Annotated in this window: 13 protein-coding genes; 6 read left to right on the top strand and 7 right to left on the bottom strand. The window is 74.5% G+C overall.

The features are described from left to right. Window positions 1-83 precede the first annotated feature (83 nt). The 6 genes from D3105_RS27605 to D3105_RS27580 are packed head-to-tail and all read left to right on the top strand — an operon-like array spanning window position 84 to window position 6,671. Window positions 84-1,181: an ADP-ribosylglycohydrolase family protein gene (locus D3105_RS27605; protein ID WP_118905700.1), complete on the top strand. Its 1,098-nt coding sequence runs from the start codon at window positions 84-86 to the stop codon at window positions 1,179-1,181. Further along, a complete protein-coding gene (locus D3105_RS27600; RefSeq protein WP_118905699.1) occupies window positions 1,108-2,301 on the top strand; it encodes an ADP-ribosylglycohydrolase family protein in 1,194 nt (397 codons plus the stop codon). The genes D3105_RS27605 and D3105_RS27600 overlap by 74 nt, the downstream gene beginning before the upstream one ends. Further along, a complete protein-coding gene (locus D3105_RS27595) occupies window positions 2,298-3,728 on the top strand; it encodes an ADP-ribosylglycohydrolase family protein (protein WP_118905698.1) in 1,431 nt (476 codons plus the stop codon). The genes D3105_RS27600 and D3105_RS27595 overlap by 4 nt, the downstream gene beginning before the upstream one ends. Further along, window positions 3,725-4,615 (top strand): ribokinase, encoded by an 891-nt coding sequence (rbsK, locus tag D3105_RS27590; protein ID WP_118905697.1) that lies wholly within the window; start codon window positions 3,725-3,727, stop codon window positions 4,613-4,615. Before D3105_RS27595 ends, rbsK begins: the two co-directional genes overlap by 4 nt. Next, on the top strand, window positions 4,612-5,808 hold the full coding sequence (locus D3105_RS27585) for a CaiB/BaiF CoA transferase family protein (RefSeq protein ID WP_118905696.1): 1,197 nt from the start codon (window positions 4,612-4,614) through the stop codon (window positions 5,806-5,808). Before rbsK ends, D3105_RS27585 begins: the two co-directional genes overlap by 4 nt. Beyond that, window positions 5,805-6,671, top strand: coding sequence for an HpcH/HpaI aldolase/citrate lyase family protein (locus D3105_RS27580; RefSeq protein ID WP_206272920.1), 867 nt, complete (start codon window positions 5,805-5,807; stop codon window positions 6,669-6,671). Before D3105_RS27585 ends, D3105_RS27580 begins: the two co-directional genes overlap by 4 nt. A 62-nt stretch (window positions 6,672-6,733) precedes the next feature. Here D3105_RS27580 and lgt read toward each other — a convergent pair whose 3' ends face one another. The 7 genes from lgt to D3105_RS27545 form a co-directional block, all read right to left on the bottom strand. Then, window positions 6,734-7,711: a prolipoprotein diacylglyceryl transferase gene (gene lgt / locus D3105_RS27575; RefSeq protein WP_118905695.1), complete on the bottom strand. Its 978-nt coding sequence runs from the start codon at window positions 7,709-7,711 to the stop codon at window positions 6,734-6,736. A 96-nt stretch (window positions 7,712-7,807) separates the two neighbouring features. Then, complete coding sequence (locus tag D3105_RS27570) at window positions 7,808-8,728, bottom strand: DsbA family protein (protein ID WP_118905694.1); 921 nt, start codon at window positions 8,726-8,728, stop codon at window positions 7,808-7,810. A 75-nt stretch (window positions 8,729-8,803) separates the two neighbouring features. After that, window positions 8,804-9,616, bottom strand: coding sequence for a tryptophan synthase subunit alpha (gene trpA / locus D3105_RS27565; RefSeq protein WP_010064522.1), 813 nt, complete (start codon window positions 9,614-9,616; stop codon window positions 8,804-8,806). Beyond that, complete coding sequence (gene trpB / locus D3105_RS27560; RefSeq protein ID WP_118905693.1) at window positions 9,613-10,899, bottom strand: tryptophan synthase subunit beta; 1,287 nt, start codon at window positions 10,897-10,899, stop codon at window positions 9,613-9,615. The genes trpA and trpB overlap by 4 nt, the downstream gene beginning before the upstream one ends. A gap of 142 nt (window positions 10,900-11,041) precedes the next feature. Then, entirely contained in the window at window positions 11,042-11,254 is a 213-nt protein-coding gene (trpM, locus tag D3105_RS35900) for a tryptophan biosynthesis modulator TrpM (RefSeq protein ID WP_118905692.1), read from the bottom strand. Window positions 11,255-11,271: 17 nt separating this feature from the next. After that, window positions 11,272-12,081, bottom strand: a complete 810-nt coding sequence (trpC, locus tag D3105_RS27550; RefSeq protein ID WP_118905691.1) for an indole-3-glycerol phosphate synthase TrpC — start codon at window positions 12,079-12,081, stop codon at window positions 11,272-11,274. 116 nt (window positions 12,082-12,197) lie between these two features. Beyond that, a complete protein-coding gene (locus D3105_RS27545; RefSeq protein WP_118905701.1) occupies window positions 12,198-12,683 on the bottom strand; it encodes a DUF2752 domain-containing protein in 486 nt (161 codons plus the stop codon). Window positions 12,684-12,837 lie beyond the last annotated feature (154 nt).

Here is a 12,837-nt window from a genome sequence, read left to right as displayed (position 1 = left end):
CCGGGCCCCCCGGAAGCCCGGGGGTCCCCCGGCCGGGTAGGCAATCGTCCCGTACCTCCCCCGCCCCCTCCCGCCGCGCCCGGATCGAGGGCCTGCTCCTGGGCCTCGCGTCCGGGGACGCCGCCGGGTGGCCGGCGGCCCGGCATCGCGCGGCCCGGATGCCCGAGTGGACCCGGCGGCTCACCCGGGAGCTGGACACCTTCGCCGAGCAGAACGCCACCACCACGCTCCCCGTGCCCATCGCCCTCAACCAGCCGCCCGAGCCGCTGCGGCTCGGGCCGTCCGACGACGCCGAGTGGGCCGCGTTCGCCGCCCGTACGGTGCTGGCGGCGGCCGCCGACGAGGCGGACGGCCTCGCGCCCGGCCGCCGGATGCGGGACGCCGTCGACCGGGCCTGGAACGCGCTCGCCGCCACCGTCGCCGCCGCCAGCGCCCGGGCCCCCGAGGTCGAGGCGGCCGTCCTTCCGCTGCGGGCCCGGATCTCGGTGCGGGCCGGGCTCGGCAACCTCGCCGCCGGGCTGCGGCCGCCCGCCACCGGGCACGACAACCCGCACTACTTCGACGACGCCGCCTGCGTCCGGGCGGCCGTCCTCGCCGTGGTCCACCCGGGCGATCCGGCGGAGGCCGCGGCCCTCGCGGAGTTCGACGCCCGGTACACCCAGGACGGCGACGGGGTGCACGGCGCCCGGGCCGTGGCCGCCGCGATCGCCGTGGCGCTGGCCGGGGCGGACGTCGACACCGTGGTGAACGCCGCCCTCGACCGGCTCCCCGACGGCACCGAGATCGCCCGCAACGCCGTGCACGCGGTCCGCCTGGCCCGGGAGTTCGCGGACGAGCCGGCCGGGGCGTTCGCCCTGGTCCCGGTGTTGGAGCACCAGATCGTGGACCACGTCTACAGCTACGGGATCGCGGCGGCCGAGACCGTCCCCGTCGCGCTCGCCCTCACCACCGCCGCCCGGGGCGAGACCGCCGTACCGGCGGGCTGGCGCGAGGCCTGCCGGACGCTCGCGGGCTGCGCGCTGCCCCGGCTCGCGGGCACGGACCTGATCGAACTCGCCGGGCTGCTGGCAGCCACGGAACCAGCCCTCCCGGGTGGACAATTCCGGCATGACGCCCACAACGGCCACAGCTCCGGCCGCCTCGACCCCGCAGACCTCCCCCTCCACTCCAGGGCTCGATGACCGCTTCGCCCGGGCCCTCGTCGGCGCGGCCGTCGGCGACGCGCTCGGCGGCCCGGTCGAGGGCTGGACCCCCGAGCAGATCGCCGAGCGCCACGGCGGCCGGGTGACCGGGATCGTCGGCCCCTGGTACGGCGAGGACTGGCGCACCGCCCGCCCCATCGCGCCGTACCACAAGGGCGACGGGCACGTCACCGACGACACCTTGATGACCCACGCCCTGATCCGGGTCTACGAGAAGGTCCGCGACCACCTCGACGCGTACGCCGTCGCCGACCATCTCGTCCCGGACCTGCTCTCCCCCCGCTGGATCCCGGAGCTGGAGGCCGAGGCGCTCCCCCTCCAGCGGATCTTCCTGGCGGAGAAGTGGCTCGTGGCCCGGCTGCACTACGGGCACGTGGACCCGCGCGAGGCCGGGGCGGGCAACATCGTCAACTGCGGGGCGGCGATGTACATGGCCCCGGTCGGCCTGGTCAACGCCGGCCACCCGGAGGCCGCGTACGCCGAGGCGCTGGAGGTCGCGGCCCCGCACCAGTCGTCGTACGGGCGGGAGGCCGCCGGGGTCTTCGCGGCCGCCGTGGCCGCCGCCTGCCACCCGGACGCGACCCCCGACACGGTGGTCGACGCCGCCCTCGCGCCGGCGAAGGACGGCACCCGCTCCGCGATCGAGGCGGCCTGCGAAGTGGCCGCGCGCCACGACGACTTCGAGTCCGCGCTCGCCCCGCTGCGGGCGGCGGTGGAGCCCTTCGACACGGTGGGCCCCGACTACCGCTCCCCCACGCTCGGCGCCCGCCGTCCCTCGCGGCTGCACGCCATCGAGGAACTGCCCGTCGCCCTGGGGATGTTGCTGGTCGGGGGCGGCGACTACCGGCGTACGGTGCTGGGCTCGGTGAACTACGGCCGTGACTGCGACTCCATCGCCACGATGAGCGGGGCGATCGTGGGCGCGCTGGGCGGCGAGATCCCGGCCGACTGGGCGGAGACGGTCGCGGAGGCGAGCCGCCTGGATCTGCACACCCCGGCCCGGGCGCTGGCGCAGGTGGCCCGGGAGGTCTTCGCCCGCGACCTGGAGCGGCGCGCGGCCCACGAGGAGGCGTTCACCGCCCTGGCCGGTGAGCGGTGAGCGCCGCCCCGCCCCAGGATCCGCGCGTCCGCCTCACCTGGGTGCAGCCCGAGGATCTGGTCGGACACGAGCTGCGGCAGGCCGCGCAGGACGGCCGGGACGCCAGGGAGATCGAGGAGCGGTGGTACGCGGCCGGGGGCTCCCCCGCCCCGGACCGCGCGGGCGCCTCCGAGCCGCCCGCACCGGCCCGGCTGCGGGCGCTGGCCGGTGAGCTGCTGGATGAACTCGCCGCGCTGGATTCGCCGTTGGCCGCCGACGAGCCGACCGACCTGGTGGACATCCGAGCCGCCTGCCCGCACTGGCCGGGGGCGCCCGAGCCCGCGCTCGCCGTCGGAGACCGTACGCCCGTCGCCGGCCGGACGCCCGTCGTCACCCACGCCCGGCTGCATGCCGCCTGGCTCGGCCGGGCGGCGGGCTGTCTGCTCGGCAAGCCGGTGGAGAAGCTGCCGCTGACCGGCATCCGCGCGCTCGCCCGGGCCACCGGCAACTGGCCCCTCACCACCTGGTTCACCGCGCGCGGCGTGCCCGCCGAACTGCTCGCCGCCCACCCCTGGAACCGTCGCTCCGCTCCCACGTCGCTGGCCGAGAACATCGACGGCATGCCGGAGGACGACGACCTCAACTACCCACTGCTGACTCTGCTGTTGCTCCAGCGCCACGGGCGCTCCTTCACCACCGCCGACCTGGCCCGGCTCTGGCTGGACGAGCTTCCGGCCGGACGTACCTTCACCGCCGAGCGCATCGCGTACGGCAACCTCCTGGCGGGCGTCGAACCCCCGGAGACGGCCCGCCGCCGCAACCCGTTCCGGGAGTGGATCGGCGCGCAGATCCGGGCCGACGTGCACGGCTGGACCCACCCCGGCGACCCGGCCGGGGCCGCCGCCCAGGCGCACCGGGACGCGGTCCTCACCCACACCGGCAACGGGGTGTACGGCGCGATGTTCACCGCCGCCGCGCTCGCCGTCGCGGCCGGGGGCGAGAGCGATGTGCACGGCTGCCTGGCCGCCGGGCTGCGGGTGGTGCCGCCGCATTCCCGGTACGCCCGCGCGGTCCGGCTCGGCATCGAAACAGCGCGCACGGAAGGGGAGTTCGACGCCGTCGTGGACCGGCTGCACGCCGTCCACTCCGACACCCACCACTGGGTGCACGTGCTGCCCAACGCCGCGCTGCTCGCCGCCGCCCTCACCCACGCCGACGGCGACTTCACCCGGTCGATCGGCAACGCGGTCTCCGGCGGGTGGGACACCGACTCCAACGGGGCCACCGCGGGCTCCCTCGCCGGACTCCTCGCGGGCACCCCGGACGCCCTGCCCCACCACTGGACGGCTCCCCTGAAGAACCGGCTCACCACCTCCGTACCCGGCTTCGACCGGGCCGGCTTCGACGCCCTCGCCGCACTGACCCACCAGGAGGCTCTGCGCCCATGACCCGCATCGCGGTGCTCGGCAGCACCAACATGGACCTCGTCGCCCATACCGCCCGCGCCCCCGGACGCGGCGAGACCGTCACCGGACGGGAGTTCCGGACGATCCCCGGCGGCAAGGGCGCCAACCAGGCCGTCGCCGCCGCCCGCGCGGGCGGCGAGGTGATGATGATCGGCGCGGTCGGCGACGACGCGTACGGGACCCAGCTGCGCGAGGGCCTCGAACACGCCGGGGTGGACACCGACCTCCTGCACACCGCCGAGGGCCCCAGCGGCACCGCGCACATCGTCGTCGACGACACCGGCTCCAACGCGATCGTCGTGGTCCCGGGCGCGAACGGCGTCGTCACCGCGCTCGGCCCCGGGGAGATCGCCGCGATCGCCGCGTCCGAGCTGCTGCTGATGCAGCTCGAACTCCCCCTGTCCGCCGTCGTCGAGGGCGCCCGCGCGGCTCGGGCGCAGGGCGTGCGGACCATCCTCACCCCGGCTCCCGTACAGCCCCTGCCCGACGAACTCCTCGACCACATCGACCTGCTGGTCCCCAACGAGCACGAGGCAGCCGAGCTGTCCGGGCAGGACGAACCACACGCCGCCGCCCAGGTCCTGCTGCGCCGGGTGCCCGAGGTCATCGTCACGCTCGGCGCGAAGGGCTGCCTGTACGCCGCCCGGGGCGGGGAGCCGGTGCTCTTCGAGGCCCCTTCGGTGACCGCCGTCGACACCACCGGGGCCGGGGACACCTTCGTCGGGGCGCTGGCCGTGGCGCTCGGCGAGGGGCGCCCGGTGGCCGCGGCCGTGGCCTTCGCGTCCGCGGCCGCCGCGCTCTGCGTCCAGAAACCCGGCGCTTCCCCATCCATGCCCTACCGCAGCGAGATCGAGGCCGACGCCGTATGAGCACGACAGCGGGACCCCTGACCGGGCTGAAGGTCATCGACCTGGCCACCCTCTTCGCCGGCCCCCTCGCCGCCACCATGCTCGGGGACTTCGGCGCCGATGTGATCAAGGTCGAGCACCCCCGTAAGCCGGACCCCTCGCGCGGGCACGGGCCCGCCAAGGACGGGGTCGGCCTGTGGTGGAAGCTGCTCGGCCGCAACAAGCGCACCCTGACGCTGGACCTGTCCGCACCCGGCGGCCGGGACGTGCTCCTGCAACTGGCCGCCGAGACCGACGTCGTCGTCGAGAACTTCCGGCCCGGGACGCTGGAGCGCTGGGGGCTCGGCCCCGAGGAGCTGCACGCCGTCAACCCGCGGCTCGTGCTGGCCCGGGTCACCGGCTTCGGCCAATCGGGGCCGTACGCCCACCGCCCCGGCTTCGGGACGCTGGCCGAGGCGATGAGCGGGTTCGCCGCGATCACCGGAGAGCCGGACGGGCCGCCGACGCTGCCGCCGTTCGGGCTCGCCGACTCCATCGCGGCGCTGGCGACGGCGTACGCGGTGATGGCGGCGCTCGCCGGGCGCGAGAAGACCGGCGAGGGGCAGGTGGTGGACCTGGCGATCATCGAGCCGATCCTGACCGTGCTGGGCCCGCAGCCGCTCTGGTACGACCAGCTCGGCTACGTCCAGCCGCGCACCGGCAACCGCTCGCGCAACAACGCCCCGCGCAACACCTACCGCACGGCCGACGGCCACTGGGTCGCGGTCTCCACCTCCGCCCAGTCCGTGGCGGAGCGGGTGATGCGGCTGGTGGGCCGCCCGGACCTGATCGACGAGCCCTGGTTCGGCGCGGGCACCACCCGGGCCGAGCACACCGAGGAACTGGACGGGGCGGTCGGCCACTGGATCTCCCGGCACAGCCGCGAGGAGGTGCTGAACGGCTTCGAGAAGGCGGAGGCGGCCGTCGCGCCGATCCATGACGTGCGGGAGGTGATGGAGGACCCGCAGTACCGGGCGCTGGGCACGATCGCCGAGGTCGACGACCCGGAGCTGGGGCCGCTGCGGATGCAGAACGTCCTCTTCCGGCTCTCGGAGACCCCGGGCGGGATCCGGTGGGCGGGCCGCCCGCACGGTGCGGACACCGAGGAGATCCTGGCCGGGCTCGGCCTCTCGGAGACGCGGATCGCGGCGCTGCGGGACCAGGGAGCGCTGTGACCGGCTGCGACACGCCCTTCCCTCCGCTGCCGGAGGACCCGCAGGACGACCTGGGCCGGCCACCGCTGACCTGGCTGTACGTCCCCGGGGACCGGCCGGAGGTGGTGGCCAAGGCGCTGGGCTCCGGGGCGGACGTGGTGATCGTCGATCTGGAGGACGCCGTCGCCCCGGACCGTAAGGAGTACGCGCGCTCCGCCACCGCCGAACTCCTCGGCGACCAGGTGACCGCCGCCCCCGACGCCGTACCGGTCCATGTCCGGGTGCACGGCGAGGACGACATCCGGGCGCTGTCGGGGCTGCCGGGTCTGGCCGCGTTCCGGCTGCCGAAGATCACCCATGCGGTCTCGGTGCACCATGTGGCGGCCGTGGCCCCGGGCGTAGCGCTGTATCCGCTGCTGGAGTCGGCGCTCGCGATCGAGCACGCGTACTCGATCGCCTCGGCGCATCACGCGGTACGGGGGATCGGCCTGGGCGAGGCGGATCTCCGGGCCGATCTGGGCGTACGGGAGGATGCCGGGCTGGACTGGCCGCGCAGTCGGGTCGTGGTGGCGGCGCGGGCAGCGGCCCTCCCGCCGCCGGCCCAGTCGGTGTTCCCGGACGTCCGGGACCTGGACGGGCTGCGGGCCTCGTGCGCGCGGGGGCGGGCGCTCGGGCTGCTGGGGCGGGCGGCGATCCATCCGCGCCAGCTGGAGGTGATCGAGCGGGCGTTCCGGCCGACGGCCGAGGAGATCGAGGCGGCCGAGCAGATCGTCGCGGCCTCGGCGGTGGAGGCGGGGGGGCTGGCGCTGCCGGACGGGCGGTTCGTGGACGCGGCGGTGGTGGCGTCCGCCCGCCGCACGATCGCGCTCGCCGGGCGGGCCTGAGACCGTGGGCCCGCCCGGCGAGCGGGAGGTGGTGCGGAGTGCGCCCGGGGAGGGCGCGGGGGTCAGCCCTTCTCGGCCGCCGCTTCGGTGCTCCCGGCGGTGAGGCCCTTGCCCGGCTCGTCCTTGCCGATCGGGTCCTTCTTGGCGTCGGCGTCCTCGGCGTCCTTCTCGGCAGCGTCCGCCTTCGCGGAGCCGTCCTTGTCGGAGTCCTTCCCGGGGGTGGTGTCCCGGTCGGGCTCGACGATCTCCTCGCGGCCCGGACGCAGCTTCGCGGAGAGGACGATGTAGACGACGGCGAGGACGAAGACGATGATCGCGGTCCACACGTTCAGGCGGAGGCCCAGGATGTGGTGGGCCTCGTCGACGCGCATGTACTCGATCCAGCCGCGGCCGGCGCAGTAGGCGGCGACGTACAGCGCGAACGCCCGTCCGTGGCCGAGCGTGAAGCGGCGGTCGGCCCAGATGACCAGCAGCGCCACACCGATGCACCACAGCGACTCGTACAGGAAGGTCGGGTGGTAGGTTCCGGCGACCCGGTTCGCGCCCTCGCTGATCTCCACCGCCCAGGGGAGGTCGGTGGGCTTGCCGTACAGCTCCTGGTTGAACCAGTTGCCCCAGCGGCCGATGGCCTGCGCGATCGCCAGGCTCGGGGCCATCGCGTCGGCCCAGGCGGGCAGCGGGATGCCCCGGCGGCGGCAGCCGATCCACGCGCCGACCGCGCCGAAGGCCACCGCGCCCCAGATGCCGAGGCCGCCCTCCCAGATCTTGAAGGCGTCGACCCAGTTCTCACCCTCGCTGAAGTACAGCTGGTAGTCGGTGATCACGTGGTAGAGCCGCCCGCCGACGAGGCCGAAGGGCACCGCCCAGACGGCGATGTCGGCCACGGTGCCGGCTTTGCCGCCCCGGGCGATCCAGCGCTTGTTGCCGAACCAGACGGCGACGAAGACACCGATGATGATGCAGAACGCGTAGCCGCGGAGCGGGATCGGGCCGAGCTCGATCACGCCGGTCGACGGACTGGGAATGGAGGCAAGGTTCATGGCGAGGTCGACGCTACCTTGCCGGGCGGCGGGTACGGCAAGCCACCCGGCAACGTCTGGGTAACGGGGACCGCGTCACGGGCGGGCCGGGCCCGGTCAGGAACCGGCGGTCGACGACGGGGCGGCCGGCGTGGAGGCACCTTCGGCCGGGCCGGACGGGGCGGCGGATCCGTCGGCCGGGGCGGACGGATCCGTGGACCCTTCGGCCGGGGAGGCGCTGCCCGGCTTCTTGCCCTTGTTGGCCTCGGCGACCCACTTCTTCAGGTTCTCCGGGGAGATCTGCTCGTCGCCCTTGGCCGGGAAGACGGACTCCCCGTTGAGCAGCACCGTCGGCGTGCCCTGGAAGCCGCCCTCGCGGAACGCCGTGTCGGACTTCTTCACCCAGCTGTCGTGATCGCCGTCCTCCACACAGCTGCGGAAGCCCGGCGTGTCGAGCCCCTCGACCTCCCCGGCCAGCTCGATCAGCCGGCTGTTCTTGGCGAAGGCGTCGTCCGGCTCGGGAGGCTGGTTGCTGAAGAGGACGTCGTGGTACGGGGCGAACTTGCCGACGTCCTGGGCGCAGGCGGCGGCGTTGGCGGCGCGCAGCGATCCGGAGCCGCCGAGATTGCCGTCGATGATGGTGGCCAGGTGATACTCCACCCGGATCCGGCCGTCGTCGGCCAGCTCGGTGATCGTGTCCCGGAAGGCCGTCTCGAACTGGGCGCAGACCGGGCAGCGGAAGTCCTCCCAGATCGTGAGGGTGGACGGAGCGTCGGCCGCGCCGACCGGCAGGGTCAGGGCGGCCTCGCCGATCGCGCCCGACGGGGCGACGGCGGGGCCGGAGGCGGAGTCGCCGCCGCCGTCCTTGCCCGCGTTGGCCGCGATCAGGCCGACCACGGCGGCCAGGCCGAGCACCCCGACCACCGCCGAGGCGACGATCAGCGTCCGGCGCCGCTTCTCGCGCCCCTTGTCCCGCTCGCGCTGCTGGGCCAGGCGCTCGCGCGCGCTTCTGTTTCCCTCAGGGATCTTGTCGCTCACACCCGGGGAACGAACCGGGGAGGCACCTGCGCGCCTCCCCGGTCCACAATCCACCCATTCGGGTGATTCACGGGCTCAGCGCTTTCGAACACCTTCGGCGAGTTCGCCCGCCAGGGAGCGGACGGCGGCGAGGCCGGCGGCCTCGTCGGGGGCGTCCAGCATGGCCTTGACGAAGGCCGAGCCGACGATCACGCCGTCGGCGAATCCGGCGACCTCGGCGGCCTGCGCCGCGTTGGAGACGCCGAGGCCGACGCAGACCGGCAGGTCGGTGGTGGCGCGGGTGCGTCCCACCAGGTCCTGGGCCTGGGCGCCGACGGAGGCGCGGGTGCCGGTGACGCCCATCAGGGACGCGGCGTAGACGAAGCCGCTCCCGGCCGCCGTGATGGTGGCGAGGCGGGCGTCCTGGCTGCTGGGGGCGACGACGAACACGGTGGCCAGGCCGTGCTTGTCGGCGTGCTCGCGCCACAGCGCGGACTCCTGGACCGGCAGGTCGGGCAGGATGCACCCGGCGCCGCCCGCCTCGGCCAGCTCGGCGGTGAAGCGCTCGACGCCGTAGCGGTCGATGGGGTTCCAGTACGTCATGACGAGGATCGGGACGCCGGTGGCCTCGTACGCCTCGCGGACCGTGCGCATCACGTCGGCGATCCGGACGCCGCCGCGCAGGGCGATGTCGTCGGCCGTCTGGATGACCGGCCCGTCGAGGACCGGGTCGCTGTGCGGGAGACCGACCTCGACGACGTCCGCGCCGCCCGCGACGACGGCCTTGACCGCTTCGATGCCGCCGTCGACGGTCGGGAAGCCCGCCGGGAGGTAGGCGATGAGCGCCGCCCGGTCCGCGGCCTTCGCGGCGGCCAGAGTGGTGTTCAACAGCTCGATGTTGCCGCTCACTTGGCGTCCCCCTCGATCTCGGCGCGGTCGCTGTCGGCGTCCGCCTCGACGACGGCGTCGGTGTCGTAGAGCCCGAAGTAGCGGGCGGCGGTGTCCATGTCCTTGTCACCGCGGCCGGACAGGTTGACGAGGATCAGCCCGTCCTTGCCCAGCTCCTTGCCGAGGTCCAGGGCCCCGGCGAGCGCGTGGGCGCTCTCGATGGCCGGGATGATCCCCTCGGTGCGGGACAGCAGGCGCAGCGCCTGCATGGCCGCGTCGTCGGTGACCGCGCGGTACTCGCCGCGCCCGACGTCCTTGAGGTAGGAGTGCTCGGGGCCGATGCCCGGGTAGTCGAGCCCCGCCGAGATGGAGTACGGCTCGGTGATCTGGCCCTCGTCGTCCTGGAGGACGTAGGAGCGGGAGCCGTGCAGGATGCCGGGCTCCCCCGCGGTCAGGGTCGCCGCGTGCTCGCCGGTCTCCACGCCGTGCCCGGCGGGCTCGCAGCCCACCAGGCGGACGCCGGCGTCCGGGATGAAGGCGTGGAAGAGGCCGATGGCGTTGGAGCCGCCGCCGACACAGGCGACCGCCGCGTCGGGGAGGCGGCCGGTGCGCTCCAGGAGCTGGCGGCGGGCCTCGACGCCGATCACGCGGTGGAAGTCGCGGACCATCGCGGGGAAGGGGTGCGGACCCGCGACCGTACCGAAGAGGTAGTGCGTGCGGTCCACGTTGGCGACCCAGTCGCGGAACGCCTCGTTGATGGCGTCCTTCAGGGTGCGGCTGCCGGACTTCACGGCGACGACCTCGGCGCCGAGCATCCGCATCCGGGCCACGTTGAGCGCCTGGCGCTCGGTGTCGATCTCGCCCATGTAGATGGTGCAGTCGAGGCCGAAGAGGGCGCAGGCGGTGGCGGTGGCGACGCCGTGCTGGCCGGCTCCGGTCTCGGCGATGACGCGGGTCTTGCCCATGCGCTTGGTGAGGAGCGCCTGGCCCAGCACGTTGTTGATCTTGTGCGAGCCGGTGTGGTTCAGGTCCTCGCGCTTGAGGAAGATCCGCGCCCCGCCCGCGTGCTCGGCGAAGCGCGGGACCCCGGTCAGCGCGCTGGGGCGGCCGGTGTAGTTCACCATCAGCTCGTTGAGCTCGGCGGCGAACGCCGGGTCGGCCTTGGCCTTGTCGTACTCGACGGCGACCTCGTCCACGGCGGCGACGAGCGCCTCCGGGATGAACTTGCCGCCGTACGCGCCGAAATAGCCCTCGGCGCTGGGGATCAGACCCTCGGGGTCCGGAATGAAGAACTCGGACGTCATGCGACGTGCTCCTTGGCATGGCAACGGGTGGGTTCACCGTATGCGCGGAGCGGCGAGCGCCACCGGAACCGGCGTGCGGTCACGGTGGTGCGGTCGTACGTACGAACGTGCTGGGGTACTGCGGTACGTCGGCCGGGGCTCGCTACTGCGCGGACCCCGGGCGCCATCGCATGCCGTTGACCTGGCCGGGCTCGTCCCCGATCACGTACCGCACACGCCGTCCGTGCACGCGCCGGGCGGGGGCGCGGCAACCGCGCGGGCGGCAGCCGCGCGCCAGCGGGGCGTGCGGGTCCCGCGCCGGGCCCCCGGCCGGGGCGAGGCCCGGTCGGGTGCGGGGCGCGGGACGTCCGGTCATGGTCGCTTCGTCCCCGCTCAGCCGCGGCCGTGGCGCAGGGCCGGGTGAGCGCCCGCGGCGACGAGGTCGGCGACGGCGGCGCGCGGGTCGCGGCCGGTGACCAGGGACTCGCCGACCAGGACGGCGTCGGCGCCGGCGTTGGCGTACGCGATCAGGTCGTGCGGGCCGCGGACACCGGACTCGGCGACCTTGACGATGTGGTCGGGGATCTCGGGGGCGACCCGCTCGAAGGTGGAGCGGTCGACCTTGAGGTCCTTCAGGTTGCGCGCGTTGACACCGATGATCTTGGCTCCGGCGTCCACGGCGCGCTCCGCCTCCTCCTCGTCGTGCGCCTCGACGAGCGGGGTGAGCCCGATCGACTCGGCGCGCTCGATGAGGGAGACCAGGGCCTCCTGGTCGAGGGCGGCGACGATCAGCAGGGCGAGGTCGGCGCCGTAGGCGCGGGCCTCCCACAGCTGGTACGAGGTGACGATGAAGTCCTTGCGCAGGATCGGCGTGTCGACCTTGGCGCGGACGGCCTCCAGGTCGGCGAGCGAGCCGCCGAAGCGGCGCTCCTCGGTGAGGACCGAGATGACGGACGCGCCGCCGGCCTCGTAGTCCGCGGCGAGCGCGGCAGGGTCGGCGATGGCGGCCAGGGCCCCCTTGGAGGGCGACGAGCGCTTGACCTCGCAGATGACGGTGACACCCTCGCCGCGCAGGGCGGCGACTCCGTCCTTGGCCTGGGGGGCGCGGGCGGAGCGCTCCTTCAGCTCGTCGAGGCTGACGCGCGCCTGTCGCTCCGCGAGGTCGGCGCGAACGCCGTCGATGATCTCGTCGAGCACACTCACGCGAGCGGCCCCCTTCCGGAACGGTGAATAGGGAACAGGATCAGCCGTACCGATGGTATCCGCAGGAGCGCCCAGGGCTCGCATCCGGCCACGCCGCGTCCCACTACCTGGGCAATTCAGGGGGCCAGCGCCGAGCCGAACGGCAGATTCCGGACGACGGTGAAGACCAGCAGGACGGCGCCCACGCCCCACCACCAGGCGGGTGCCAGGGCGATCCGCAGGGGCTTTCCGCGCCAGGCCCGGACCAGCCAGAGGACCCAGACGGCGGCGAAGAGGAAGTAGCCGGCGGTGGCGATCGCGTTGGCTTCGAGCGCCGCGCCGAGGTCACCGGTGATGAAGGCATGGGCGCTGCGGAGTCCGCCGCAGCCGGGGCAGAAGACGCCGGTCAGCTTGAGCAGGGGGCAGACGGGGTAGTGGCCGGGCTCGTTGGGGTCGACGGTGCCGACGTAGGCGAAGGCGCCGGTGACGGCGGCGAGGATGCCAAGGGGCGTGCCGAGCCTGCGTACCCGGCCCGCCTGGTTCTGCCGACCCGCCCGGCCCACCTGGCCCACCCAGCCCGTCCGGCGTTCGAGGACAAAACCGTGGTCGTGGGGTCCGTGCACCTGCGGGGCTCCTTCGCCCGAGGGCCCTGTGAGCTGCGGGCTCTCCCCGCCGAGGGTTCCGTCCTCGAACGCCGGACGGGCTGGGGCGTCCGGCGTCGGGCAGACCGTCAGGGGCATGTTCCAGGGGCCGACGCCCTCGGGGTCGGGGTCCGGG

It is taken from the genome of Streptomyces globisporus, from assembly GCF_003501885.1.
Classification (GTDB): Bacteria; Actinomycetota; Actinomycetes; order Streptomycetales; family Streptomycetaceae; genus Streptomyces; species Streptomyces globisporus_D.
This window is presented reverse-complemented; position numbering and strand designations above follow the sequence as displayed.